The 25,855-nt window shown below is 66.8% G+C and carries 24 protein-coding genes and 3 pseudogenes; 10 read left to right on the plus strand and 17 right to left on the minus strand.

Annotation, left to right across the window (positions count from 1 at the left end):
- A complete protein-coding gene (locus tag EYE40_RS10440; protein WP_130981884.1) occupies nucleotides 1–531 on the minus strand; it encodes a cation:proton antiporter regulatory subunit in 531 nt (176 codons plus the stop codon).
- A 740-nt stretch (nucleotides 532–1,271) separates the two neighbouring features.
- Between EYE40_RS10440 and EYE40_RS10445 the strand changes: the two genes are divergently transcribed.
- Nucleotides 1,272–1,721, plus strand: a complete 450-nt coding sequence (locus EYE40_RS10445; protein ID WP_130981885.1) for a hypothetical protein — start codon at nucleotides 1,272–1,274, stop codon at nucleotides 1,719–1,721.
- 108 nt (nucleotides 1,722–1,829) lie between these two features.
- Here EYE40_RS10445 and EYE40_RS10450 read toward each other — a convergent pair whose 3' ends face one another.
- Both EYE40_RS10450 and EYE40_RS10455 read right to left on the minus strand, forming a co-directional pair.
- Nucleotides 1,830–3,560, minus strand: coding sequence for a glycerol-3-phosphate dehydrogenase/oxidase (locus tag EYE40_RS10450; protein ID WP_130981886.1), 1,731 nt, complete (start codon nucleotides 3,558–3,560; stop codon nucleotides 1,830–1,832).
- A 17-nt stretch (nucleotides 3,561–3,577) separates the two neighbouring features.
- The gene (locus tag EYE40_RS10455) at nucleotides 3,578–4,699 is read right to left on the minus strand and encodes a GuaB3 family IMP dehydrogenase-related protein (RefSeq protein ID WP_240034793.1); all 1,122 of its coding nucleotides are present in this window, start codon (nucleotides 4,697–4,699) and stop codon (nucleotides 3,578–3,580) included.
- Between the two features lie 37 nt (nucleotides 4,700–4,736).
- On the opposite strand from EYE40_RS10455, the gene EYE40_RS10460 reads away from it, so the two are divergent.
- Nucleotides 4,737–5,855: a MalY/PatB family protein gene (locus EYE40_RS10460; RefSeq protein ID WP_130981888.1), complete on the plus strand. Its 1,119-nt coding sequence runs from the start codon at nucleotides 4,737–4,739 to the stop codon at nucleotides 5,853–5,855.
- Here EYE40_RS10460 and guaB read toward each other — a convergent pair.
- Complete coding sequence (gene guaB / locus EYE40_RS10465; protein ID WP_130981889.1) at nucleotides 5,839–7,341, minus strand: IMP dehydrogenase; 1,503 nt, start codon at nucleotides 7,339–7,341, stop codon at nucleotides 5,839–5,841. The genes EYE40_RS10460 and guaB overlap by 17 nt on opposite strands.
- Nucleotides 7,342–7,606: 265 nt before the next feature.
- Here guaB and EYE40_RS10470 point away from each other — a divergent pair, with 265 nt between their 5' ends.
- From EYE40_RS10470 to EYE40_RS10490, 6 genes and pseudogenes are all read left to right on the plus strand, one after another.
- Nucleotides 7,607–8,875 carry a branched-chain amino acid ABC transporter permease gene (locus EYE40_RS10470; RefSeq protein WP_420810068.1) on the plus strand — a complete coding sequence of 423 codons (1,269 nt, stop codon included), beginning with the start codon at nucleotides 7,607–7,609 and terminating at the stop codon, nucleotides 8,873–8,875.
- Between the two features lie 9 nt (nucleotides 8,876–8,884).
- Nucleotides 8,885–9,865 carry a branched-chain amino acid ABC transporter permease gene (locus EYE40_RS10475; protein WP_130981891.1) on the plus strand — a complete coding sequence of 327 codons (981 nt, stop codon included), beginning with the start codon at nucleotides 8,885–8,887 and terminating at the stop codon, nucleotides 9,863–9,865.
- A gap of 55 nt (nucleotides 9,866–9,920) precedes the next feature.
- Nucleotides 9,921–10,127 (plus strand): annotated as a pseudogene (locus EYE40_RS15635) (ATP-binding cassette domain-containing protein); the annotation flags it as partial.
- 21 nt (nucleotides 10,128–10,148) lie between these two features.
- Nucleotides 10,149–10,565 (plus strand): annotated as a pseudogene (locus EYE40_RS15640) (RDD family protein); the annotation flags it as partial.
- Nucleotides 10,566–10,640: 75 nt separating this feature from the next.
- A pseudogene (locus EYE40_RS15645) lies at nucleotides 10,641–11,363 on the plus strand (ABC transporter ATP-binding protein); the annotation flags it as partial.
- A complete protein-coding gene (locus EYE40_RS10490; protein ID WP_240034794.1) occupies nucleotides 11,360–12,109 on the plus strand; it encodes an ABC transporter ATP-binding protein in 750 nt (249 codons plus the stop codon). The pseudogene EYE40_RS15645 and the gene EYE40_RS10490, both read left to right, overlap by 4 nt.
- A gap of 417 nt (nucleotides 12,110–12,526) precedes the next feature.
- Here EYE40_RS10490 and EYE40_RS10495 read toward each other — a convergent pair whose 3' ends face one another.
- From EYE40_RS10495 to groES, 4 genes are all read right to left on the minus strand, one after another.
- Nucleotides 12,527–13,798: an ABC transporter substrate-binding protein gene (locus EYE40_RS10495; RefSeq protein WP_130981892.1), complete on the minus strand. Its 1,272-nt coding sequence runs from the start codon at nucleotides 13,796–13,798 to the stop codon at nucleotides 12,527–12,529.
- Between the two features lie 179 nt (nucleotides 13,799–13,977).
- Nucleotides 13,978–15,141, minus strand: coding sequence for an ABC transporter substrate-binding protein (locus EYE40_RS10500; protein ID WP_130981893.1), 1,164 nt, complete (start codon nucleotides 15,139–15,141; stop codon nucleotides 13,978–13,980).
- A 21-nt stretch (nucleotides 15,142–15,162) separates the two neighbouring features.
- The gene (gene rarD, locus EYE40_RS10505; RefSeq protein WP_420810069.1) at nucleotides 15,163–16,083 is read right to left on the minus strand and encodes an EamA family transporter RarD; all 921 of its coding nucleotides are present in this window, start codon (nucleotides 16,081–16,083) and stop codon (nucleotides 15,163–15,165) included.
- Between the two features lie 96 nt (nucleotides 16,084–16,179).
- A complete protein-coding gene (gene groES, locus EYE40_RS10510) occupies nucleotides 16,180–16,476 on the minus strand; it encodes a co-chaperone GroES (RefSeq protein ID WP_130981894.1) in 297 nt (98 codons plus the stop codon).
- 142 nt (nucleotides 16,477–16,618) lie between these two features.
- Between groES and EYE40_RS10515 the strand changes: the two genes are divergently transcribed.
- On the plus strand, nucleotides 16,619–17,794 hold the full coding sequence (locus tag EYE40_RS10515; protein WP_130981895.1) for a THUMP-like domain-containing protein: 1,176 nt from the start codon (nucleotides 16,619–16,621) through the stop codon (nucleotides 17,792–17,794).
- Here the strand turns inward: EYE40_RS10515 and EYE40_RS10520 are convergent.
- The 9 genes from EYE40_RS10520 to glmS form a co-directional block, all read right to left on the minus strand.
- Nucleotides 17,791–18,387: a DUF4190 domain-containing protein gene (locus EYE40_RS10520; protein ID WP_130981896.1), complete on the minus strand. Its 597-nt coding sequence runs from the start codon at nucleotides 18,385–18,387 to the stop codon at nucleotides 17,791–17,793. The two genes, EYE40_RS10515 and EYE40_RS10520, sit on opposite strands and share 4 nt — an antisense overlap.
- A gap of 72 nt (nucleotides 18,388–18,459) precedes the next feature.
- The gene (locus EYE40_RS10525) at nucleotides 18,460–18,771 is read right to left on the minus strand and encodes a DUF4190 domain-containing protein (RefSeq protein WP_130981897.1); all 312 of its coding nucleotides are present in this window, start codon (nucleotides 18,769–18,771) and stop codon (nucleotides 18,460–18,462) included.
- Nucleotides 18,772–18,871: 100 nt separating this feature from the next.
- The gene (gene tsaD, locus EYE40_RS10530; RefSeq protein WP_130981898.1) at nucleotides 18,872–19,957 is read right to left on the minus strand and encodes a tRNA (adenosine(37)-N6)-threonylcarbamoyltransferase complex transferase subunit TsaD; all 1,086 of its coding nucleotides are present in this window, start codon (nucleotides 19,955–19,957) and stop codon (nucleotides 18,872–18,874) included.
- Nucleotides 19,954–20,424, minus strand: coding sequence for a ribosomal protein S18-alanine N-acetyltransferase (gene rimI, locus EYE40_RS10535; RefSeq protein WP_130981899.1), 471 nt, complete (start codon nucleotides 20,422–20,424; stop codon nucleotides 19,954–19,956). The genes tsaD and rimI overlap by 4 nt, the downstream gene beginning before the upstream one ends.
- Nucleotides 20,421–21,041: a tRNA (adenosine(37)-N6)-threonylcarbamoyltransferase complex dimerization subunit type 1 TsaB gene (gene tsaB / locus EYE40_RS10540; protein ID WP_130981900.1), complete on the minus strand. Its 621-nt coding sequence runs from the start codon at nucleotides 21,039–21,041 to the stop codon at nucleotides 20,421–20,423. Before tsaB ends, rimI begins: the two co-directional genes overlap by 4 nt.
- Complete coding sequence (tsaE, locus tag EYE40_RS10545; protein ID WP_204742239.1) at nucleotides 21,025–21,507, minus strand: tRNA (adenosine(37)-N6)-threonylcarbamoyltransferase complex ATPase subunit type 1 TsaE; 483 nt, start codon at nucleotides 21,505–21,507, stop codon at nucleotides 21,025–21,027. The genes tsaB and tsaE overlap by 17 nt, the downstream gene beginning before the upstream one ends.
- The gene (gene alr / locus EYE40_RS10550) at nucleotides 21,504–22,589 is read right to left on the minus strand and encodes an alanine racemase (protein ID WP_130981901.1); all 1,086 of its coding nucleotides are present in this window, start codon (nucleotides 22,587–22,589) and stop codon (nucleotides 21,504–21,506) included. Before alr ends, tsaE begins: the two co-directional genes overlap by 4 nt.
- Nucleotides 22,586–22,939, minus strand: a complete 354-nt coding sequence (locus tag EYE40_RS10555; RefSeq protein WP_130981902.1) for a holo-ACP synthase — start codon at nucleotides 22,937–22,939, stop codon at nucleotides 22,586–22,588. The genes alr and EYE40_RS10555 overlap by 4 nt, the downstream gene beginning before the upstream one ends.
- An 18-nt stretch (nucleotides 22,940–22,957) precedes the next feature.
- A complete protein-coding gene (gene glmS, locus EYE40_RS10560) occupies nucleotides 22,958–24,808 on the minus strand; it encodes a glutamine--fructose-6-phosphate transaminase (isomerizing) (protein WP_130981903.1) in 1,851 nt (616 codons plus the stop codon).
- Between the two features lie 76 nt (nucleotides 24,809–24,884).
- Between glmS and coaA the strand changes: the two genes are divergently transcribed.
- Entirely contained in the window at nucleotides 24,885–25,850 is a 966-nt protein-coding gene (coaA, locus tag EYE40_RS10565; RefSeq protein ID WP_130981904.1) for a type I pantothenate kinase, read from the plus strand.
- The last annotated feature ends 5 nt before the right edge of the window (nucleotides 25,851–25,855 follow it).

Below are 25,855 nucleotides of genomic sequence, written 5' to 3' on the forward strand. Positions count from 1 at the left end.
CTAACCTCCCGGCGGGGAATCGACAGGCGCCTTCGCCTTGAGCTCACCGGTGCGATAGAACGTGAAGGCCTTCGCGACCTTCTCGGGAGACCCCGCCACCACGAGGGTGTCGCCCGGGAAGACCTTGAAGTCGTCGGCAGGGGCCGGGTTCGCGGACTCGCCGCGCACAACGGCGACGACGGTCAGGCCGACGACGCCGCGGCTCGCGAGGTTGCCGAGCTGCTGCCCCGCGATGTGGTCTTCGTAGTCGACGGTGAACCAGTCGATGGTGAGTCCGGGGATCTGGTCGAGGCTGCTCAGCGACTCGGTGATCCGCGTGCCGCCGAGGAGTTCGGCGAGGGTGTGCGCCTCGTCCTCGTCCAGTCGCAGGCTGACCTTGCTCGCGTCGGAGCCGTCCTCGGAGTCGGAGAACGAGATCAGGTCACTGTGGCCGGACCGGTGGGTGATGACGCCGACCTTGCCGCCGTCATCGGTTACGAAGGTGTGCAGCACACCGACACCGGGGAGTTTGACTCTGCGTACGTCGACCATTGATCCAGTCTATCGAGCGCCCCAGCGCCGGGTTCCCGTGTTCGCTGGCCGCGCAGTGCCTCGCGCTGTGGTTTCGTCGCGCGGGCGTGACCGGTTTTCGGACGAATGAGTGTGTACGTTTCGCGTCCTTTGCCCGAACCCTCGTCATCGGCGTCATGTCCTTCCCATTGGGGTCGAACGAGAAGTGTTAAACGTTTGGATGCCACGGCCCTCCAGACTCGGACCCCGCTCCGCATGATCGGATCATGGATGCCCTACCTCCGCTCTTCACCCATGCCGAAACGCAACGGCTCGGGTCCGACCGCCGGTTGCGACGCGCGCGCGATGGCGGCGCGTATCGGCGCGTTACGACAGGGGTCTACATCCTGAGTTCGCAGTGGGACGGGCTCGATCTGGACGACCGCTATCGAGTGCTGGTGCGGGCTCACGCGCTTCGGTCGCGACCGGGTGCGCAATTCTCGCACGACTCAGCGGCAGCGCTCTGGCGACTGCCATCGATCGGTCCGTGGCCAGGCTATGCGCACGAACTCATCGGAGCGACCACGGGCGGGAACTCCCGAAGAGCGATCCGGCGTCACGGCCTGGGGTTGGACACTCACTCGACGGTCATCAATGAGGTCACTGTGACGTCACTCGCTCGGACCGTCATCGACATGGCGTGCACATCACCCTTCGCGAGGTCCGTTGCAATGCTGGATTGCGCTCAACGCGTTCCCACTCGTGGGGAACCCCGGTTCGGAATGACGACCGTCGCTCAGTCGATGATCCTCACTGAACTTGATGAACTACTTCCGTATCGCGGAGCGGTTCAGGCGCGACGCGCGATCGAGTTCTCAACGGCGCTGTCCGGATCGCCCGGCGAGTCGCTCGGCCGAGTGCAGTTCCATGCTCTGCGCTTACCCGCTCCCGAACTGCAGGTGGAATTCTTTGACGAGCTGGGGTCGATCGGATTCGTCGACTTCTACTGGAGGGACCTCGGACTCATCGGAGAGTTTGACGGTGTGTCGAAATACGGAGCCCGGCGACTCTTTCAGACTGGTCTCACACTTCGCGACATCCTCATGCGCGAGAAAGCCAGGGAGGATCGCCTCCGCCGCGTAAGTCGAGGCTTCGTTCGGCTCGGTTGGAAGCTCGTCAACGACCGCCAGGCTCTCGCCGCCGAGTTGAGACGCTACGGGCTCACCCGATGACGAGTTTCCGGACGAATGACGGTTCCGATAGGAGGTCTTCTGTCCGAAAACTCGTCAGTGGGGGTTGGTCTTGGTGCCTAAGCCGCGAGACGCCTCGAACGGGAGCCCCTACTTCGTCGCGACGATGTCAGGCGCCTCGAGCCGCACGCGATCGGCGGAGGCGTCGTCGGGCTGCGTCTGGCTCTCGAGCTCGGCAGCCACCCGCTTGAGGTAGTTGTTGATCTCTTTCTCGATGCGGGCCGCATCCCAGCCGAGTTCCGCACCCATGAGGGCCGCGGCGACGGGGGCGGCGGAGACGCCGCGATCCCAGGCCTCGATTGAGATGCGGGTGCGCCGCGCGAGCACGTCCTCAAGGTGCAGGGCACCCTCGTGGGTCGCCGCGTACACGACCTCTGCGCCGATGTAGTCGTCTGCGCCGGGCAGGGGCTCCTTGAGTTCGGGGCGCTCGCGGATCAGGTCGAGCAGCTCGTCCGTCATCACGCCGTAGCGATTGAGCAGGTGCTCGATGCGCACCTTGTGCACGTCGAAGGCGCGGGCGATCTTGGCCCGCTTGTTCCACGCGGCCTGGTAGCCCTCGGCGCCGAGCAGCGCGATGTCTTCGGTCGCGCTCTCGGGCACCTTGCCGTCGAGCGCGGCGGCTGCCTCATCGATGGCGTCCTTGGCCATGATGCGGTACGTCGTCCACTTGCCGCCCGCAACCACGACGAGACCGGGCACGGTGTGCGCGACGATATGCTCCCGGCTGAGCTTGGAGGTCTCGTCCGACTCACCGGAGAGCAGCGGCCGCAACCCGGCGAATACGCCTTCGACGTCATCCCGGGTCAGCTTGACGGCGAGCACCTTGTTCACGTGCTCGAGGATGTAGTCGATGTCCGCGGCCGTTGCCGCCGGATGCGCCTTGTCGAGGTTCCAGTCGGTGTCGGTCGTGCCGATCAGCCAATGGCGACCCCACGGGATAACGAACAGCACGCTCTTCTCGGTGCGCAGCAGCAGGCCCAGCTTCGACTGGAACCGATCGCGCGGCACCACGAGGTGCACACCTTTCGACGCGCGAACCTTGAACTGCCCGCGTTCGCCGACCATGGACTGGGTGTCGTCGGTCCAGACGCCGGTCGCGTTGACGACCTGGCGCGCGCGGATCTCGAACTTCTCGCCCGTCTCGAGGTCGTGGGCGTTCACTCCGACGACGCGCTGGCCGACCTTGATGAACCCTTCGACACGAATTCGGGATGCCACGTGCGCACCGTAGAACGATGCGGTGCGGGCGAGGGATGCCACGTACCGTGCATCGTCCACCTGTGCGTCGTAGTAGGTGAGTCCGCCGATGAATGCATCGTTGGCGAGGCTGGGGGCGGCGCGCAGCATCTGGCGCTTGGAGAGGTGGCGGTGGTGGGGAACTCCGGGTGGGCGGCCACCCGTGTAGGAGAAGAGGTCGTAGAGGAGCATGCCGGCGCCGATGTACATGCGTTCGTAGACCGGCTTGGTGAGCGGGTAGAGGAACTTGACCGGCTTCACCAAGTGCGGCGCGATGCGCTGCAGCAGGAGGCCCCGCTCGATGAGCGCCTCACGCACGAGGCGGAAGTCGAGCTGTTCGAGGTAGCGGATGCCGCCGTGCACGAGCTTCGACGATCGGCTCGAGGTGCCCGAGGCCCAGTCGCGGGCCTCGACCATGCCGACCGACAGGCCACGGGTCACGGCATCCAGTGCGGAACCGGTGCCGACGATGCCTCCGCCGACGACGAGGATGTCGAGCTCTTTGCTCTTGAGCGCCTCGATGGCGGCTGACCGCTCATCGGGCCCGAGCTTGGAGGAACGGGTGACTGTCTTGAGCCTGGCCATAAGAGCTTCCTTAGCTATTAGCTGCCGTTGTACGGTGCGACGACCACTTCGACCCGCTGGAATTCCTTGAGGTCTGAGTATCCGGTTGTCGCCATCGACCGGCGGAGTGCGCCGATGAGGTTAACCCTGCCATCTGCAACTGTGGACGGGCCGAAAAGAATTTCTTCGAGCGGAGCCAGCGTGCCGACCTCGACCCGGTTGCCGCGCGGAAGCTCGGAGTGGTGCGCTTCGGCACCCCAGTGCCAGCCGCCGCCGGGGGCGTCGGTCGCGCGGGCGAGGGTCGAACCGAGCATGACGGCGTCTGCGCCCATCGAGATCGCCTTGACGATGTCTCCGCTGGTTCCGAGACCCCCGTCGGCGATGACGTGCACGTAGCGGCCGCCGGACTCGTCGAGGTAGTCGCGACGTGCGCCCGCGACATCCGCCACGGCAGTTGCCATCGGGGCGTGAATGCCGAGCGAGGCGCGGGTCGTGGATGCGGCACCGCCGCCGAAGCCCACCAGTACACCCGCCGCGCCCGTGCGCATGAGGTGCAGGGCAGCCGTGTAGGTGGATGCGCCGCCCACGATGACGGGAACGTCGAGTTCGTAGATGAACTCCTTGAGGTTGAGCGGTTCCACGTTCTTGCTGACGTGCTCGGCGCTCACCGTGGTGCCGCGGATCACGAACAGGTCGACTCCGGCGTCGACAACGGTCTTGTAGAGCTCCTGCGTGCGCTGTGGGCTGAGCGCGCCGGCAACCGGAACGCCGGAGGCGCGGATCTCGGCGAGGCGGGCGGTGACGAGTTCGGGCTTGATCGGCTCGGCGTAGATCTGCTGCATGCGCTTGGTCGCGTCTTCGGGCGCGAGCCCGCGGATCTCGGCGAGCAGCGGCTCGGGGTCGTCGTAGCGCGTCCACAGCCCTTCGAGGTCGAGCACTCCAAGTCCGCCGAGGCGGCCCATCGTGATCGCCGTTGCGGGGCTCACCACCGAGTCCATCGGTGCGGCGAGCACCGGGATGTCGAAGGTGTATGCGTCGATGGTCCAGGTCACCGAGACGTCGTGCGGGTCGCGGGTGCGCCGACTGGGCACGATCGCGATGTCGTCGAAGGCGTAGGCACGGCGGGCTCGCTTGGAGCGGCCGATCTCGATATCACTCACACCCCTAAGACTATCGGTGGCCTGCGATGCTGGAGTCATGGACGTTTCCGCCGACTCCCTCGACCTCCTCCGCACGCGCACGAGCGAGAAGTGGACGACGTACCCCGCCGACGTGCTGCCGCTGTTCGTCGCCGAGATGGACTACCCGCTCGCACCCGTGGTGGCCGAGGCGATGATCGACCGCATCCGAGCCTCCGACACGGGATATGTCGGCTCGCCGCTCCCCGTCGGCGCGGCATTCGCGGGCTTCGCGTCCCGCCGCTGGGGCTGGACGGTGGATCCCGCGAACGTACGCACGACCACCGACGTGAGCGTCGCGATCGTCGAGTCGCTGCGCCAGGCGATCAGCCCCGGCGAAGCGGTGGTGATCAACTCCCCCGTGTACCCGCCGTTCTTCGCGCTGCCGGTCGAAGCAGGCGGGGTCGTCGTCGACGTGCCCCTGCGCGGCGACGCTATCGACCTCGCCGGCCTCGACCGCGCGTTCGCGGCGGGCGCCACCGCCTACCTGCTGTGCAATCCGCACAACCCGCTCGGCCTCGTGCACTCCCGCGAGACCCTTGCGGCCGTCGCCGAACTTGCCGCGAAGTACGGCGTGACGGTGATCAGCGACGAGATCCACGCGCCGCTCACTCACTCGACGGCACTCTTCACACCGTGGCTCGACGTGTCGGACGCCGCGCGGGCCACGGGCATCACCGTCACGAGCGCGAGCAAGGCCTTCAACCTCGCCGGGGTCAAGTGTGCCGTGCTGGTCGCCGACGGCCTACGACCGCTTGCCCTGCTCGACTCGATGACCGAGGAGGTACTGTGGCGCACCAGCATCCTCGGCCTGCACGCCTCCGTCGCGGCGTTCGAGCAGGGTGACGAGTGGCTCGACGGCACGATCGCCGCCATCGAGGCCAGCAGTGCGCTGCTCGCAACCCTGCTGTCGGAGCAGCTTCCGGATGTCACATTCCGCCCGCCCGCGGCGGGCTACCTCGCCTGGCTCGGGTTCCCGGCCCCGTGGGGCGCGGACCCCGCGCGTCTCGCGCTCGAGCGCGGTGTCGCGCTCGCCTCCGGCCCGGACTTCGGGGCCAGCGGCTTCGCGCGGCTCAACCTCGCGTGCTCGCCCGATGTGCTCGGTGAAGCCGTACGCAAAATTAGCGCGAGTAGTTAGGTGCCGCGACCGTCATCTGGATGTCGTGCGGGTGGCTCTCCTTGAGACCGGCCGCGGTGATGCGCACGAACTTGCCCTTGTTCTTGAGCTCGGTGATCGTGCGGGCACCCGTGTAGAACATCGACTGGCGCAGGCCGCCGAGCAGCTGGTACGCGACGGCGGAGAGCGGTCCGCGGTACGGAACCTGGCCCTCGATGCCTTCGGCGATCAGCTGCTCGTCCGACGGGACATCCGCCTGGAAATAGCGGTCGCGAGAGTACGACGTCTTCTTGCCGCGGGTCTGCAGCGCGCCGAGCGAGCCCATTCCGCGGTAGTTCTTGAACTGCTTGCCGTTGACGAAGACGAGGTCCCCGGGGCTCTCGTCACAGCCGGCGAGGAGTGACCCCAGCATGACGGTGTCCGCGCCGGCGACGAGCGCCTTGGCGATGTCACCGGAGTACTGCAGGCCGCCGTCCGCGATCACCGGAACGCCAACCTCGCGTGCGGCGAGGGATGCCTCGTACACCGCGGTCACCTGGGGAACACCGACACCGGCCACAACCCGGGTCGTGCAGATCGAGCCGGGGCCTACGCCCACCTTGATGGCGTCGGCGCCCGCGTCGATGAGCGCCTGGGCGCCGGAGCGCGTTGCGACGTTGCCGCCGATCACGTCGATGTGAGCGAACGAGGGCTCTGACTTCATGCGGCGGATCATGTCGAGCACGCCGGCCGAGTCGCCGTTGGCGGTATCGACGACGATCGCGTCGACGCCGGCCTCGTTGAGCGCAACCGCGCGATCCCAGGCATCACCGAAGAAGCCGATGGCTGCAGCGACGCGCAAGCGGCCCTCGCTGTCCTTGGTTGCGTTCGGATACTTCTCGCTCTTGTCGAAATCCTTGACGGTGATCAGGCCACGCAGGATACCTGCGCCGTCGACCAACGGGAGCTTCTCGATCTTGTGCTGGGCGAACAGGGAGATCGCGACATCCGAACCCACACCGACCGGGGCGGTGATAAGCCCGTTCGTCGTCATGACGTCACGTACGAGGGTGGTGTGCTTCTCGAAGTCGGAGACGAAGCGCATGTCGCGGTTCGTGATGATGCCCACGAGGCGACCGTCTGCCTCGACGACCGGGAGGCCGGAGACGCGGAACTGGCCGCAGAGCGCGTCCACCTCGGCGACCGTCGCATCGGGGGTGGTGGTGACGGGGTTGGTGATCATGCCGGACTCGCTGCGCTTGACCTTGTCGACGTGCGCCGCCTGCTCCTCGATGGAGAGGTTGCGGTGCAGAACGCCGATGCCGCCGTTGCGGGCCATCGCGATCGCCATTCGCGACTCGGTGACCGTGTCCATCGCCGCGGACAGGAGAGGGGAGGAGACCGTGATGCGGCGGGTCAGGCGCGAGGTCGTATCGGCCTCGCTGGGAATCACATCGGTGTGTCCCGGAAGGAGCATCACGTCATCGTAGGTAAGTCCGATGAAACCGAAAGGGTCAGGCTGGTCCATGAGTCTCCTGGGCAAAAGAAGTGTCTATTTAACCCGGATGCGCCACTGGATACCGGTACACCATGTTAACGCGTTAGACCTTCTCCTATTCCGCACGCATAATTAGCGATACCGGATTTGTGCTGCTCGAAACATGGGTGACACAAATCACCAGTATCGTCAATGCCGACGCTGCGCCAGAACCCGCGAGATAGCAAGTCTCGGCTGGTCTCGTCTTGGAGGTTCCGTGGAAGTCGCTCGAAGGACTCACCAGCGCAGGTCTACCCTGCTCGTGGTCATATTCGCTGCCCTGTTTGGCATATTCGCCCTGACGTCGATCGGGTCGCCGGCACATGCCGACGAGGTCGGTACCGACGAATATGACTACATATTCGCCGGCAACGTGAAGTACGACAGCGAGCCTGTCGGCGACGTTCTCATCAAGGTCTCAGGCGGCGGCTACAACGCCGAAGTCGTGACCGATGAAGACGGCAAGTGGCGTATCGGCGTGCCCGAGAAGGGCGAATACGAGATCACCCTCGTGGAAGACAGCCTTCCCGACGGCGTTGTCGTCGTCGAGGGCGAAGCCGTTGTCGACGCCGAGTTCGGACTGACCAAGAACAAGACGGTCAACTTCTTCCTCGGTGAGGGAGTGCGCGTCACCGTCAGCTTCTTCGACCAGTTCGTCGACCGCGCGGTCAACGGCCTCAACTTCGGCCTGATGCTGGCTCTCGCCGCCATCGGCGCCTCGCTCGTGTTCGGTACTACCGGACTGTCGAACTTCGCCCACGCCGAGCTCGTGACCTTCGGTGCCGTGATGGCCCTGCTGTTCAGCGTGTTCTGGAGCTGGCCCGTCTTCGTCGCGATCCCCGTGGCGGTGGTGCTGAGCGGACTGTTCGGACTGGTGCTCGATGCCGGCCTGTGGAGACCCCTGCGCAAAAAGGGTGTCGGAATAGTCCAGCTCATGATCGTGAGCATCGGCCTCTCCCTCGCCCTGCGCTACGTGTTCCAGTACTTCATCGGTGGTGGCACATACCAGCTCCCCGGAGCCGGGGCCGCTGAGATCACACTGTTCGGCTCGGTCGCACTGACCGTCACCGACATGGTGAGCATGGTCGTCAGCGTTGTGGTGCTGCTCGGCGTGGCCTGGTGGCTCGTCAACACCCGCATCGGCAAGGCGACCCGCGCCATCTCAGACAACGTGTCACTCGCAGCCGCGAGCGGCATCGACGTCGACCGCGTGATCCGTATCGTCTGGGTCCTGGCATCCGCCCTCGCGGGTCTGTCCGGAATCCTGTGGGCCTACTTCCGCCCGGGCATCAAGTGGGACATGGGTGCGGGCATCCTGCTCCTCATCTTCGCCGCAATCACCCTCGGCGGACTCGGCACGGCCTTCGGTGCGCTCGTCGGATCCCTCGTCGTCGGAATGCTCGTCGAGATCTCGACGCTCTGGATTCCGTCCGACCTCAAGTACGTGGGCGCACTCGTCGTGCTCATCCTCGTGTTGCTGGTGCGTCCGCAGGGCATCCTCGGTCGCCGCGAGAGAATAGGTTAGGCAAGAAACATGGATTGGGTATCAATTCTCTCGAACACGGCCGCCTGGCTGATCAGCCCGGAGACCATCGCCTACGCGCTGGCTGCCCTGGGTCTCGCCGTGCACTTCGGCTACACGGGCCTCCTGAACTTCGGTCAGGCCGGCTTCATGGCCCTCGGTGCCTACGGCTACGCGATCTCGATCCTGAGCTTCGGCCTGCCGTGGTGGATCGGAATCCTCGTCGGTCTTGGCGCTTCGGTGATCTTCGCCTTCGTGCTCGGTATCCCGACGCTGAGACTGCGCGCCGACTACCTCGCCATCGTGACGATCGCCGCTGCGGAAATCGTTCGACTGCTGTTCACAACGCAGGCCTTCGACGAGTACACCAACTCGGCTGACGGACTCGGCAACTACCACGCGAGCTTCCGCGCGGCCAACCCGATCCCCGATGGTCTCTACGGCTTCGGCCCGTGGATCTACAACGAGAACCAGTGGTGGGTGCGCATCTTCGGCTTCGCGCTCGTCGTCATCGCCGCCCTCGTGGTCTTCGCGCTTATGCGCAGCCCGTGGGGTCGCGTCATCAAGGGAATCCGTGAAGACGAGGACGCGGTTCGCGCCCTCGGCAAGAACGTCTTCGCCTACAAGATGCAGTCGCTCATCATCGGTGGCGCCATGGGTGCCCTCGGTGGAGTGGTGCTCGCGCTTCCCTCCGCAGTGGTGCCGAGCGTCTACGTGACGAGCCTCACCTTCTTCCTCTACACGATCCTCCTGCTGGGTGGTGCTGCGACGGTCTTCGGCCCGATCGCGGGTTCCATCATCTTCTGGGTGATCATGGCGTTCCTGTCGAATGTGCTGCCCGCCCTCGTGCAGGTCGGTGCGCTGCCGTTCATGACCACCATCCAGTCGCAGGTGCTGCGCTTCATCCTTGTCGGGGTCGCGCTTATGCTCATCGTGATATTCAGGCCCCAGGGCATCTTCGGAAACAAGAAGGAGCTGACCTTTGTCAAGTAACTCGCTCCCCAGCACCGGCACCCCGGTCAAGACGACCGGACTCCACTCGGGCGAGATCAAGCCCGGTGTGGCGAAGGTCGACCCGATCATCGTCGCCAACAACATCACCCGCACGTTCGGTGGCCTCAAGGCCGTGGACGTCGAGCACCTTGAGATCCCCCGTGGCGCGATCACCGCGCTCATCGGGCCGAACGGTGCCGGCAAGACGACGCTGTTCAACCTCCTCACCGGTTTCGACAAGCCGAACACGGGCGAGTGGACGCTGTCGACGGTTCCCAAGACGGTGGATGTCTCATCCATTAGTCCAGCGGACCTGCAGACACGTTTCTTCGCTCGCCTCATCGACACCGTGCTCGGTGTCCTGGTCGTCGGCATCGCGTCGGGCATCTTCGTCGGCGCACTGCAGGCGAACTCTCCCGGCGTCATCGCGTTCTTCGGGCTGATTTCCGCTGCCGCAGTGCTCGGATTCGCCGCCTACCAGATCAGCCTCGTCGCCACTCGCGGCGAGACGATCGGCAAGCGCGCGCTCGGCCTTCGGGTGCTCTCAGTCACCACCAACCCCGGTCTCCCGATCGGCTGGGGGCGCGCCATCCTGCGCTTCCTGGTCTTCGAGGTGCTCGGCTTCACGCTCATCACCTACATCCTGCTCAGCCTCTCGGTGCAGTGGGACAAGTCGGGCAAGCAGCGCGGTGTCGCGGACAAGGTCGCAGGAACCGGCGTCTTCGCCCTCGCCGACCTCGTCTATACCGAGCTGAAGGATGAGCGTGTGCTCACCTCCATCGGCGGAGTGCCGGCGTTCAAGGTGTCGCGCAGGGGAATGGTTCGCACCTTCCAGCTGACCAAGGCCCTCGGTCTGCTGACCGTGCGTGACAACATGAAGCTCGGGGCGACCGGCCAGCTCGGCGAGAACCTGTTCGAGAGCATGTTCCCCTTCCTCTGGAGCCGCCAGGAGCGCGAGATCGAGGCACGCGCCGCCGTGCTGCTCGAGAAGTTCAAGCTCGACGCCAAGAGCGAGGACTTCGCTGCCGGACTTTCCGGTGGACAGCGCAAGCTGCTCGAGATGGCACGCGCGCTCATGAGCCAGCCCTCACTCGTGATGCTGGACGAGCCGATGGCGGGCGTGAACCCCGCGCTCACCCAGAGCCTGCTCGACCACATCCTCGACCTGAAGACACAGGGCATGACCGTACTGTTTGTCGAGCATGACATGCAGATGGTCAGCCACATCGCCGACTGGGTCATCGTGATGGCTGAGGGTCGCGTCGTCTCCGAGGGACCGCCCGACATCGTGATGAAGGACCCCGCGGTGATCGACGCCTACCTGGGCGCCCACATCGACACCGACCTCGGTGTCGTCACGGGTCGCGTCAAGGCGACCGGTGACGCTCCCGCGATCACCGCCGAGGAGATCACCGCCGCCGGCGCTGCAGAGGCCGACGAGGTCGAGCCCGAGGTCAAGGTGTCCAAGAGGACTGCGAAGAAAGAGGCAAACCAGTGAGCATCGTCACACCAGCAGCCCCCCTCGTCGTCGATGTGAAGAACATCACGGCCGGGTACCTGCCGGGAGTCAACATTCTCAACGAGTGTTCCCTCACGGCCGCAAAGGGTGAGCTCATCGGCATCATCGGCCCGAACGGCGCCGGCAAGTCGACGCTGCTCAAGGCCATCTTCGGCCAGGTCAAGATCCGTGGCGGTCAGATTCTGCTGAACGGTGACGAGATCACCGGGCTCCCCGCCAACAAGCTCGTCGGTCGCGGTGTCGGCTTCGTGCCGCAGAACAACAACGTGTTCCCGAGCCTGTCGATCGAGGAGAACCTGCAGATGGGGCTCTACCAGAACCCCAAGATCTACGCGGAACGCCTCGATTTCGTGACCGGCATCTTCAGCGAACTGGGCAAGCGCCTCAAGCAGCGCGCCGGATCGCTCTCCGGTGGTGAGCGCCAGATGGTCGCCATGGGCCGCGCACTCATGATGGACCCTCAGGTGCTGCTGCTCGACGAGCCGTCTGCCGGACTGTCGCCGGTGCGCCAGGACGAGGCGTTCATCCGCGTCTCGGAGATCAACCAGGCCGGCGTGACCTGCATCATGGTGGAGCAGAACGCTCGCCGCTGCCTGCAGATCTGCGACCGCGGCTACGTGCTCGACCAGGGCAAGGACGCGTACACCGGTCCCGGCCGCGACCTGCTCAACGACCCCAAGGTGATCTCGCTGTACCTCGGTACGCTCGGCGAGGACGCCGCCTAAGCGCTCTACGCACCGCTGAACGGCCTCGGGTTCGCCCGGGGCCGTTCTGCTGTCTCCGGGGGCGTGTGCGTAGTTCGGGCGCCTGACGGGGCTCGCGGGGCATGTGGCGCGGGATGCCCCGGCTCTCCCCACCCCTGACTCGCGACTGTGGGGCTCTCCAAGGCGGGCTCACGCCCCCGAACCCGCGAGTGAGGCGTTCTGGCTGCCTGAGCGCCCTCACACCCAGTCAAAACGCGCGAGTGAGCTCAGTGTCATCCCGCACCTGACGAGGTTTCGGGCGAATGAGGGTGCCAAGGCGGGCTCGAACGCCCGAAACCGGCTCATTCGCGCGCGCCACCAGCCCGGGCACGCAGAAAGCCCCCGACCTTGCGGCCGGGGGCTTCCGTGCAGTTCGACTACAGGCGGATCAACCAGTGACTAGTTGGTGCGCGCGTACTTGTTGTCGTTGCCGTACTTGTAGATACCGATCGTTGCCTCGGTCGGGTCGCCGTTCTCGTCGAACGTGACCGGGCCGGAGTTGCCGTCGTAGTCAACGGTTCCACCATCGAGGATGATCTGGGCTGCCGACGCGAAGTCGGTTGCCTTGTCGCCTTCACCGGCACCGCCAGAGACTTCCTGGAGCTTCGCAGCGATGTCCTTGCCCTCGACCGAGTTGGCCTCGAGCGCGGCGAGTGCGAGAAGGATGACTGCGTCGTAGGACTCGGCTGCGTAGCTGTAGTCCTTGAGCTCGTCTTCGCCCTCTTCCTTCACGAACGCCTGCAGACGGTCGGTGAAGTCACCGAGGTCGGCGGTGTCGAGACCCGGGAGGGTTCCCTGTGCACCCTCAAGGGTGCCGGGCTCGAAGTCGGCGCTGTAGTCCGAGAGGTTTCCGTCGACGAAGTAGAGCTTGTCGGCCGGGAAGCCCGAGAGAGCCGGAACGATGGTCTTCGTCTCTTCGAACGCGATGAGCGCGATAGCGTCGGGGTTAGCCGCCGTCACTGCGCTGATCTGTGCGTCGAACGAGGTGTCGCCGGTGTTGTACGACGCCTCTGCGACAACTTCGCCGTCAGCTGCGGTGAACGCCTTTGACGTGTAGTCCTTCAGGCCGGTGCCGTAGGAGTCGTTGAGGTAGATGATTCCGAGGGTCTCGTTGCCGTCTTCGGCGATGAGGTTACCGAGGACTTCACCCTGCAGCACGTCGGAGGGGGCGGTACGCCAGTAGAGGCCGTCGTCGTCCCAGGTCGTGAAGTCTGCGGAGGTGTTGGCCGGGGAGAACTGGATGACTCCAGCGCCGGTCACGTCATCGATGAAGAGCTTCGAGGTTCCCGAAGATGCCGCACCGATGATGGCGGAGACGCCAGCGCTCAGGAGGCGGGGAACTTCAGTCGCGTACGCCTTGTTGTCAGCGTCACCCGAGTCACCGTAGGTGACCTCGATGGTGATACCCACATTGGCCTCGTTGATCTCCTTGGCGGCAAGGCCGACTCCCGCGATCTCGGGCGGGCCGAGGAATGCGAGGTTGCCGGTGACGGGCAGAGCCGTACCGATCTTCAGCGTCAGGTCGCGGGGACCTTCGGGGGTGGTCGTCTCTTCAGGAGTCGAGGCGCAGCCACTCAGAACGAGTGCGCTAACGCCAACGACGGCAATGCCGCCGAGGACTGACTTCAGGGTGCGTGAGCGGGAGGCCGGGGCCTTCGCGAATGCGCTCATGTTGCTCCTTGCATTTCTCTTGAATGTGTTGGGACACGACAGTGCTTGGCGCACGGCCGTTATGTCAAGCTACGGCCCAAAGGGCTCCTGCACAATACGTTCGTGTTACAGCCCTGTAACGCGCCCCAATCGTTACCTTGTGCGTCACCCGGTGCCCCCTGTACGGGGTGCATTTCTGCCTATTTCGCGGCGGAGACGAGTCTGTTGGCCTCGGTGTACTCGAACAGTGCGTGAGTGCCGGCCCCGACTCCCCCACTCTCGGTGATGCCGACCCGCCCGGAGAGGCCGTTGTAGTCCACGTCGTCGCGGGAGGCGAGCGTGTCGATGCACTCGCCGAAACTGGTGCACGGGATGCCCCCACTCGAGACCGGCCGGAGCCCTCGAGCGATGGCTGCCGCACCGTCATCCCCGGCCGCGACTGCGGCAAGAGCCGCGAGCACCGTGGCGTCGTAGGCCTCCGCCGCGTACCGCACCGACGCGACGCCAGGGTCGGACTGGCGCAGCGCCGCCACGAACGCGGCATCGGGGGTGGCGCCGGCGATGATCGCGTGCGCGCCGAGGAGCGCTCCGCCAGGGAGGAGGTCGGAGTACGACCCCGCGGAGTCGCGAGTGAACCAGAGCTGGGCGGGAGAGAGCCCCGACGCGAGGAGGGCGGGGGCGAGGGCCGCGACATCCGCCGGCGCACCGGACAGCACCACGGCGTCAGCATCGGCGATCGCCGCGGTGACCGCTGCCGGGTCTACGGCGCCGGCCGGGTAGGGAACGTCGGTGGGCTTCTTCAGGGCGACACCGTCGACGCCCTGCGGATGGACAACGGCAACCGCCTTTGCCCCCGCATCCTTGAGAGCGACGCTGAGCGTCTTCGCCTCGCCGGCCGACGTGGGCGCAGTGCTGAACAGTCCGGCTGTGGTGACTTGGGCGGAGGGTGAGATGAGGGGGACGTCTCCGGCAGCGGGCAGGAGCGCCGTGGCGACCGCCGCCGAGGACGGCCCGATGATGACGTCGACGCCACGCTCGAGCAGGGCGGCGAGCGAGACGGAGGAGACGCCGGCGGGGTCGCCGGTCGCGTCGTCCGCCGAGTTGCGGTGGAACAGTTCGACCGGCACGCCGTTCACACCACCCGCGAGGTTGATGTCCCGCACCGCGAGCTCGACGCCCGCAACCATCGCGCCACCCGTTGCGGCATTCGCGCCGGTGAGGCCGAACAGGGTGCCGATGCGCAGCACGCCGTCGCCCGTGATGGCGAAGGTCTGCTCGGGAGTCGGCGCGGGCTCGGGGGCGAGCAGCGAGCAGCCGCCAAGGCCTGTGGCGAGCACCAGTCCGAGAGCAAGGGATCGCCGCATACCGGGCACCCTACCGTCGCGTCAGGGTCGCTCGAGGGAGGCGCGACGAGGACCCCGACCCGCGGTGAACATGTCGATGGTGAGCACGATGAGGGCGACCCAGACAAGTCCGAAGCCGAGCCAGCGCGCGAACGGCATGTCCTCGTGCAGCACGAACACGCCGATGATCAGCTGCAGCACCGGGGCGAGGTACTGGGTCAGCCCCATGTAGCTGAGCGGCAGTCGCCGGGCACCTGCCGCGAAGAGCAGCAGGGGAACGGCGGTGATGACGCCGGCGCTCATCATAAGCAGCAGGTGCGGAATTCCCGAGTTACCGGTGGTGAGCGCGCCGTTCGCGGCAATGACGATGAGCACGACCGAGGCGAACGGCGCGAGCCAGGCCGTCTCGATGGTGAGCCCGCTGATCGCATCCACTCGCCCGCCGACCTGCTTCTTGACCAGGCCGTACAGGCCGAATGAGAATGCGAGGATGAGCGCGATCCACGGGAACTGCCCGTAATTCACGGCGAGCACGAGCACGGCGACGGCGCTGATGCCGATCGAGACCCACTGCAGCGGGCGCAGCTTCTCGCGCAGCACGAACACGCCGAGCAGCACCGTCACGATCGGGTTGGTGAAGTAGCCGAGTGCGGCCTCCACCACATGCCCGGTCAGCGTGGCGAACACGTACACGCCCCAGTTGACCAGGATCAGCACACCGGCGCCGCCGAGGATGAGCGTGGTTCGGGTGTCCCGCACGATGGTGATGAGCGCGGGCCATCCTCTCGTCACAGTGAGAAGCACCAGGCAGAAGACCACCGACAGCACGATGCGCCAGGCGACGATCTCGGGGGCGGACGAAGGTGACAGCAGCACGAAGAAGACGGGCAGGAAGCCCCAGAGGCCGTACGCGGCGATCGCGTAGGCGAGACCCGCGCCCATGCTGGAGGGAGCGGGTTTCAGGGGCACCGCTTCAGACTAGGCCCGCGGCGAACGGCAGAACGCCCGGTGACCGAGGTCACCGGGCGTTCTGGCAGTAATTCGTTGCGGGTTGGCTGCTTAGCGAACCACAACGGCGAGCACGTCGCGAGCGGAGAGCACGAGGAGGTCTTCTCCGCCGTACTTCACCTCGGTTCCGCCGTACTTGGAGTAGATGACCTTGTCGCCCACGACGATGTCGAGGGGGATGCGGTTTCCGTTGTCGTCGATGCGACCGGGGCCGACGGCGACGACTTCACCCTCCTGGGGCTTTTCCTTCGCGGTGTCGGGGATGACGAGTCCGGAAGCAGTTGTTGTTTCTGCCTCGACCTGCTTGATGACGATGCGATCCTCGAGCGGCTTGATGGAGACCGACACGGTCCACCTCTTTCTGAAACTAGAAATCTTTGGTTGGCACACTCGGTACGAGAGTGCCAGAACAACTGTACCGGGCGGTTAGCACTCGTGCAATCCGAGTGCCAGAGGATCGCTGCGGGCGAAACACGGGAGAATGGGGGGCATGGAGGCATCGGAGCTACGCGAACTGTTATCGGTCGAGGGCCTCGGGCTGCTCGACTCGCTGCCGCCCTATGAGACCACCGCAGACGTCGTGCGAATGGTCGCCGACCTACGCAAGGCCGGGCACTCCCCCGGGCTCGTGGCCGCCGTTCTCAGCCAGGCCCGACTGCGCGCACGAGCATCCTCAAAATTCGGCCCATTTGCCGAGAGGATGCTGTTCACCGAGGCCGGGCTCGAGCAGGCAACGCGGCTGCGCGTCGCCGCGATGCACGCGGGGCGCTTCCGCGATGCCGGCCTCACCCGCATCGCCGATCTCGGCAGCGGCATCGGCGCAGACGCCCTCGCGCTCGCCGCCATCGACCTCGAGGTGACCGCCGTCGAGCGGGATGAGGTCACCGCGGCGATCGCCGCCTACAACCTGGCCGGCTGGCCGAACGCGACGGTCGTCAACGGCGACGCCGAGTCGGTCGAACTCGCCGAATTCGACGGCGTCTACCTCGACCCCGCGCGCCGCAACGACAGCAAGCGGCTATCCAATCCGGCCGACTGGTCGCCCTCCCTCGACTTCGCCTTCGGACTGGGAGAGCGGATGCCCGCGGGCGTCAAGCTCGGGCCGGGCATTGACCGCGACCTCATTCCGCCCGGCACCGAGGCGCAGTGGGTGTCGGTGGATCGGGATGTCGTCGAGGTCGGCGTCTGGTTCGGCGCCGTGGCCCGACCGGGCGTGGGTCGGGCGGCCCTCGTCATCGGGGCGCACGGCACAGCCGAGCTCACGGCCGAGCGTGACTCGCCCGACGCGGACACCGGGGACCTCGGCGAGTTCCTCTACGAGCCGGACGGTGCCGTCATCCGGGCCCGCCTGATCGGCGACCTCGCCCGCTCACTGGGCGCACGAATGCTCGACGACCAGATCGCCTGGATCACCTCACACACCGCAGACGTCACGCCGTTCGCGCAAGGCTTCCGGGTCGCCGAGACACTTCCCTACGACGAGCGGCGGCTCAAGCAGCTGCTCAGCGCGCGCGGCATCGGCACCCTTGAGATCAAGAAGCGCGGCATCGACGTGGATCCCGCCCAGCTGCGCAAGCGTCTGTCGCTCAAGGGTGCGGGATCCGCGACCCTCATCCTCACCCGCGCGGCGGGCAAGCGGATAGCGATTTTGGCGGACCGCCTCTAGGAGAAGTCGCCCCACATCGCCGCACCGGGGATGATCAGGATGATCGCGAGCCAGAAGAGGCCGGTGAGGATTCCGAGACCCGCGGCGATGTAACCGGTGATGAGGCCGGTGATCCACATCGCCCGAGCCTGCGGCTGGCGCTTCTGGGCGAGGTGGCCGAGCACAACGGCCACAACACCGGGAATGAAGCCGAACGACGCGAAGGTGAGCAGCACAGCGACGATGCCGGTGACCATCGAGGCGATGCTCAGGCCCTGCGGCTGCACCGGCGTGGTGACGTAGGTTCCGGTCGTGTAGTCGTAGTTCTGCGTGACCGCGTAGGGGTTGGGCTGCGCGGGGGCGCCATAGGGCGGTGCGGCGGGAGCACCGTAGGGCGCTGCCGGCGCCGCGTACGGGTTCGGGCGCGGCTCGAACTCCGGGGTGACGGCGGCAGGTGCGGGTGGCGGTCCGGCGGCGACCTGCGGGGCCTCGGGGGCCTCGGGAACGACGGGTGCTGCCGGAGTTTCAGGCACCTCGGGCGCTACGGCCGCGGGGCTCGCATCGGGCGCGACGGGGATCGGGGGAACGTCTTCGCTCTTCTTCTTCGCTGCCATGGCCTGCTCCTCGCGTTAAATGCCTGTGGACTCACGCTAGCGCGTGAGTCCACAGTTCAAACAACCTGAGGTTTAGTAACCGGTGTAGCTGTTGCTGTTTGCGGCGGCGATGAAGAGGCCGATCCAGAAGATGGTGAGGATAACGCCGAAGGCGATACCGATGTAGCCGATGATGAGGCCGGCGAGCGCGAGGCCGTGGCCCGACTCACCGGTGCGCTTGATCTGGCCGAGGGAGATGTGACCCGTGATGACGCCGGCGAGGCCGATGCCGACGAGCGAGGTCACGAGCGAGACGATCGCGAGCGTGTTCGTCTTTCCTGCGGCAACCGGTGCGGCGTAGGGGGTGGGCTCCGGAACGTAGGGCGGCGGCGTGGTGTCAGACATGTGGTGTGATGCTCCTCGATGTGCGAATGAATAGGCGGTGCAATAGTGGCACCCAGACGAGGGATAGTCAACGTCCCCTGCCCCCGTGTTGCGCCGCGCGTCAGGCCTGAATGCTGGTGACGGGCAGTGTCGAGTCTGCCCCGAAGCCCGGCGCGGAGGGCGCATGTCCGGCACTGATGAGCTGCGCGCCGAGCGCCGCGATCATCGCGCCGTTGTCGGTGCAGAGCGAGAGGGGCGGGATGCGCAGCTCGATCCCGGCCTCGTCGCAGCGCTGCGTCGCGAGTTGCCGCACCCGCGCGTTGGCCACGACTCCGCCGCCGAGGAGCAGGCGCGGCACACCGTAGTCCGCGCAGGCCGCGAGGGCCTTGGTGAGCAGGATGTCGGCTACGGATTCGCGGAAGCTGGCCGCGACATCCGCCATCGGCACTTCTTCGTTCGCGTCGCGCTTCTGCTCGACCCAGCGGGCGACGGCGGTCTTCAGCCCCGAGAAGGAGAAGTCGTAGCGGTGCTCGTCCATGTCTTTGGCGTGGCTGAGTCCGCGAGGAAATCGGATGGCCTTCGGGTTGCCGCCCTCGGCCACGCGGTCGATCTGCGGCCCGCCCGGATACGGCAGGCCGAGCAGGCGCGCGACCTTGTCGAATGCCTCGCCCGCGGCATCGTCGATGGTCTCGCCGAGCAGCTCGACGTCGGAGACCAGGTCGCGCACGAGCAGCAGCGAGGTGTGCCCGCCCGAGACGAGCAGGGCGATGGTCGGGTAGTCGAGCGGGTCGGCGTCGAGTGCATCTGCACCCACGTGACCGACCAGGTGGTTCACCGCGTAGAGCGGTTTGTCGAGCGAGACAGCGAGCGCCTTGGCCGCTCCAACGCCGACCATCAGCGCACCGGAGAGTCCCGGCCCGCTCGTGACCGCTATCGCGTCGAGCTCCTCAAGAGTCACGTTCGCCTCGGCGAGTGCGGCTTCGAGCGCGGGCACAAGCGCTTCGAGGTGGGCGCGCGCGGCGACCTCGGGCACAACGCCCCCGTAGCGGGCGTGCTCGTCCATCGAGGAGGAGATCACATTGGCGAGCAGCTCGGTGCCGCGCACGATGCCGATGCCGGTCTCGTCGCAGCTGGTCTCGATCCCGAGCACGAGAGGCGGTCTGATGCGAGTTGCTTCTCTCGGGTCGAGCACAAAGGGTCCGCTCATGCTGTTTCCGTCTCAGGGGTCGGGATGTGCAGTCTCATGACCACCGCGTCGACGTTGTCGGGCTGGTAGTAGCCGGCGCGCACGGCGATCGGCTCGAAGCCGAGCGACTCGTAGAGCGCCGAGGCACCGGGGTTGTCGGCGCGCACGTCGAGGAACATCTCGGTGGCTCCCCGCTCGCGGGCCTCCCCGATGAGGGTCTGCATGAGCACCCGTCCGAGTCCCTGGCGACGGGCGGACTCCCCCACGGCGATGGTCTGGATATCGGCCTGCTCGCTGCCGCGCGGCGCGAACAGCCCGGCGTACGCCTCGACACCCACCCGCGACGCGACGAGGTAGTAGGTGTGCCGGCTCGCGAGTTCCGCGGCCATGTTCTCGGCCGACCAGGCGTCGTTCTCGAAGACCGAGGTCTCGATCGCCATGATCGCGTCGAGGTCGTCGGCGTTCGCGCGGCGCAGCTCCCAGCTCATGCCGTCACCCGCTTGGGGCCGGCGGACATCGTCACGTCGGGCGAGCGCAGATACATCGCTTCGTTGCCCGCGAAGGGACGTCCGTGCAGGTAGAGGCCTTCGGCCAGCAGGCCGATGGATGCCCCGGACACAACGGCCGCGTCGAGCCGTCGGTACCCGGCGAATCCGTCGACGGCCGTGGCCAGGTCGTCGGGGCGAGCGAGCTCAGGCCCCTGGGTGCGGATTGGAAGCCCCTGTTCATCGGAACCCGAGTACGCGCTCCAGTACACCTCGCGGCGGCGCGCGTCGGTAACGACGAGGGTGGGCTCGGTGATCCCGAAAGCGATGGCGTCGTGGCTGACCACAGGGACCACCGGTTTGCCCGCCCCGAAAGCGAAGGCCCGCGCGGCGGCGATGCCGACCCGCAGCCCGGTGAACGGGCCTGGGCCCATACCGACCGCGACACCGGACAAGGCGGTTACGGCGATGCCGGACTGCTCAAGGCAGGCGATGATGAGCCCGTCGATGACCTCGGCGTGCCGACGCGTGTCGTCGGAGGAGTGTTCGGCGAGCACCCCGGCATCGCGGTCGACGATCGCGACGCTGGTGCCGGCGGAGGTATCAATGGCGAGGAGCACTGAGCCAGCCTAGATCGCTCCACCGTGCGCCGTGGCCTGTGATGGTGACCGTGCGAGGTTCCACACCCTCTTCGGATTCGATTCCGCCGATGGGTCTCACGATGTCGAGCTGCAGCCAGTCGTCGGTGATGCCGTCGAGCTTGCCCGCTCCCCATTCGACCACAACGATAGAGGCGGCGAAGTCGATGTCGAGGTCGTCCAGCTCGATGGCCGTCGCGAGCCGGTAGGCATCAACGTGAACGAGCGGAGCACCCGATTCGCGCGGGTGGGTGCGCGCCAGCACGAAGGTCGGGCTGGTCACGGCGCCGCGCACGCCGAGCGCCGCACCGAGGCCGCGCGTCAGGGTGGTCTTGCCCGCGCCGAGTTCGCCGTTGAGGGTCACGAGATCCCCCGCCCGGAGCTGCGCGGCGAGCAGCGCGCCCAGCTCGCGCATCGCGTCCGGGGTCGGAATGGTCAGGGTCGTCATGCGCTGTACTCGCGCTGCACACGCGAGCCGATGCGCGCGACGATCTCGTAACCGATCGAGCCCGCGGCATCCGCCCAGGCCTGAACGGACGGGGCACCGGTCGCGGGGTCACCGAACAGCACGGCACGGTCTCCGGCCTTCACGGCGGCATCGCCGACGTCGACCACGAACTGGTCCATCGCGACGCGGCCAGCGACCGGGTAGATTGCGCCGTTGATAAGCACCTGGCCGGCACCCGACGCGTGGCGCGGTACCCCGTCGGCGTAGCCGAGCGGGACGAGCACGAGCGTCGTCTCGCGGTCGGTGACGTAGGTGTGGTCGTAGGAGACGCCGCTGCCTGCAGGCACCCGTTTAGCAGAGACGATCTCACCGCTCAGCTCCATCGCGGGGGTGAGGGGCAGCTCGACGGGCGTCACGAACGGGGAGATCCCGTAGGCGCCGATGCCGATGCGCACCATGTCGAAGCGGGACTCCGGCAGGTGCAGGGCACCACCGGTCGCGGCGAGGTGGACGAGCTCGGGGTCGAGGCCGGCGGCCCGCGCGGCACCGAGCATCCGCTCGAAGCGCGCGACCTGGGTCGCGTCGTCCGCACCCGCGAGATGGCTGAAGAAGCCACGCACCCGCAGGTCGCCACGCTTCTCGGCGGCCACCGCGGCTGCGAAGAGCTCGCCGCAGTCGTCCTCGCTCACGCCGCCCCGGCCGAGCCCGGAATCCACCTTGATGTGCACGTGCGCGGTTCCGGATGCCCCGGCCACCCGCTCGAGCTGCTCGACCGAGTGCACTCCGATGTCGATGCGCTCGGCGATTGCGGATTCGAAGTCGGCCTCGCCGCCGTGAAGCCAGGCGAGCAGTGGAGCGTCGATACCCGCGTCGCGCAGGGCGAGCGCCTCGTCGAAGTCGACGACCCCGAACCAGTCGGCGCCGCCATCGAGGGCGGCACGGGCGGACTCGACGGCGCCGTGGCCGTAACCGTTGGCCTTGACGACGACCATGGTGTGCGCGGTGCCGATCGCGCCGCGCAGGGTCTCGACGTTGCGACTGATCGCGGCGAGGTCGATACGGGCGGTGCGCAGCCCGCTCACGACTCGGCCACCACGTAGGCGATGGCCACCCCGGCGTCGTGCGACATGGAGAGGTGAACGCGGGTGATGCCGCGTTCCTCGGCGAGGGTCGCGGCGGCGCCGGACAGGTGCAGCGAGGGGTTGCCGTGCTCGTCGGAGACGACGCGCATGTCGTGCCAGCGCACACCCGTCGATACCCCGAGCGCCTTCATAAAGGCCTCCTTGGCGGCGAAGCGGCCCGCGAGGGAGCGCAGGGCGCGACCGTCTCGCTCGTCGTCGGTGAAGAGTCGTGGCGCCAGAGCCGGCGTACGGGACAGCGCGCGCTCGAAGCGCGCAAGGTCCACGACGTCAACGCCGATGCCGACGATCACCAGTTCACCGGGAGTGAATTACTCGACGGTGACGGACTTGGCCAGGTTGCGCGGCTGGTCGACGTCGAGGCCCTTGGCGGCAGCGAGCTCCATGCCGAAGATGTGCAGCGGCACGACCGCGAGCAGGGGCTCGAACAGCGAACCCGCGAGCGGGATCGGGATGACCTCGTCGGCGAAGGGCAGCACGGCGGCGTCACCCTTCTCCGCGATCGCGATGACGCGAGCGCCGCGGGCGCGGATCTCCTGGATGTTGGAGACGACCTTGGGGTGCAGCGAGTTCGGGTCGCGCGGGCTCGGCACCACGACGAAGACGATCTGGCCGGGCTCGATGAGCGCGATCGGTCCGTGCTTCAGCTCGCCGGCGGCGAAACCCTCGGCGTGGATGTAGGCGAGCTCCTTGAGCTTGAGTGCACCCTCGAGGGCAACCGGGTATCCGACGTTTCGGCCCAGGAAGAGCACGGACTGCGTGTCCGTCATCCAGTGCGCCAGCTGCTTGATCGACTGGGAGACGACGAGCACCTCGTCGATCTTGGCCGGGATCGCCTGCAGTTCTGCGGCGTTCTCGGCGATCTCCTCGGCGGTGAGCGTGCCGCGCGACTTCGCGAGGTGCAGGCCGAGCAGGTAGAGCGCGGTGACCTGGGCGACGAACGCCTTGGTCGATGCGACAGCGACCTCGGGGCCGGCATGCGTGTAGATGACCGCGTGCGACTCGCGCGGGATGGTGGCGCCCTGCGTGTTGCAGATCGAGAGCACCTGGGCGCTGGCGGCTGTCGCGTACTTGACGGCCATCAGCGTGTCCATGGTCTCGCCGGACTGGCTGATCGAGACGACGAGCGTGCGTTCGTTGAGGATCGGGTCGCGGTAGCGGAACTCGTGCGAGAGCTCGACCTCGACGGGAATGCGCGACCACTTCTCGATCGCGTACTTGCCGAGCATTCCGGCGTAGGCGGCCGTGCCGCAGGCGATGACGATGATGCGGTCGACGTTCGCGAGCACCTCGTCGCCGATCGGGTCGAGCTCGCTGAGGTGAACCGTGCCGTCGGTGATGCGGCCGAGCAGGGTCTTGGCGACGGCCTCGGGCTCCTCGCTGATCTCCTTGGCCATGAAGCTCGACCAGCCACCCTTCTCCGCGGCGGAGGCGTCCCACGCAATGTCGAACTCCTCGGTCTCGACCGGCTGGCCGTCGAAGTCGGTGACGACGACGGAGTCGGGGCGGATCGTGACGATCTGGTCCTGGCCGATGGCCACGGCGCGACGGGTGAACTCCACGAAGGCAGCGACGTCGGAGCCGAGGAAGTTCTCACCGTCGCCGAGTCCGATGACGAGCGGGGAGTTGCGGCGAGCGCCGACGACGACGCCGGGCTGCTCCTCGTGCATAACGAGCAGGGTGAAGGCGCCGTGCAGACGGGCGACTACGCGTCGCAGCGACTCGGTGAGGTCACCGGTCTCGCGGTACTCACGGCCGACGAGCAGGGCCGCGACCTCGGAGTCGGTGTCGCTCGTGAAGGTCTCGCCTTCGGCGAGCAGCTCCTCCTTGAGGGCCCAGAAGTTCTCGATGATGCCGTTGTGGATCAGGGCGAGCTTGCCGTTGTCACCGAGCTGCGGGTGAGCGTTCTGGTCGGTGGGTCCACCGTGGGTGGCCCAGCGGGTGTGGCCGATTCCGGTCGACCCGTTGCGGATCGGGTCGGACTCGAGGTTGTCGACGAGAACCTGCAGCTTGCCCGAGCGCTTGCGCGTCTCGATATGACCGTCGGGGTCGATGACCGCGACTCCCGCAGAGTCGTAGCCACGGTATTCGAGGCGCTTGAGGCCCCCGAGCAGCACTTCGAGACTCTTGTTATCTCCGACGTATCCCACAATTCCACACATGAGAGATGATTTTACGGTAACTGGGCGCTCCCTGCGTGACACTGCCGCACGACGGCCGCGCATTAGGCTTGTCGGGATGTCCGAGTCCGCCGTGTCGAATGGCTTCTCCTCCCCATTCCTCGAGATCGATCGCAGCGAATGGGCCGCTCTCGCGCCCTCGACGAGACTGCCGCTCAGTGAGACGGAACTCGTGCAGCTGCGCGGTCTCGGCGACCTGCTCGACCTTCGCGAGGTGAGCGAGGTCTACCTGCCGCTCAGCCGCCTGCTCTCGCTCTACGCCTCCGGCGCGCGCAACCTGCACCGCTCGACCACGGAGTTCCTCGGCGCGGCGGGGGTCGTGGAACCGACATCCCGCAGCACACCCTTTGTCATCGGCGTCGCGGGCTCCGTCGCGGTCGGCAAGTCGACGATCGCGCGACTGCTGCGCGAACTGCTGGCCCGTTGGGACGACACTCCCCGCGTCGAGCTCATCACGACCGACGGGTTCCTCTACCCGAACGCCGAGCTCGAGCGCCGCGGCCTGATGGAACGCAAGGGCTTTCCGGAGTCGTACGACCGCCGTGCGCTGCTGCGTTTCGTCAGCCAGGTGAAGAGCGGTGCGAAGGAGGTGCGGTCCCCCTTCTACTCGCACCTGCACTACGACATCGTGAAGGACGCCGAGATCGTGGTGCGCCAGCCCGACGTGCTCATCGTCGAGGGACTGAACGTTCTGCAGCCGGCGACGGCGGGCCACCGACTGGCGGTCAGCGACCTGTTCGATTTCACCGTCTATGTGGATGCCCGTACTGCCGACATCGCCCGCTGGTATTCGGACCGCTTCCTGCGTCTGCAGCAGGGCGCGTTCACCAACCCACGCTCCTACTTCCACCGCTTCGCGGAGCTGAGCACCGCGGAGGCGGAGGCGAGGGCGCAGGACATCTGGAAGCGCATCAACGAGCCGAACCTCGTGAACAACATCCTTCCGACCCGCGCCCGCGCCTCGCTCGTGCTGCGCAAGGACTCGAACCACGCGGTGAGCAGCGTGCTGCTCCGCAAGATCTGAGCGGG

The organism is Glaciihabitans arcticus (assembly GCF_004310685.1).
Lineage (GTDB): Bacteria > Actinomycetota > Actinomycetes > Actinomycetales > Microbacteriaceae > Conyzicola > Conyzicola arctica.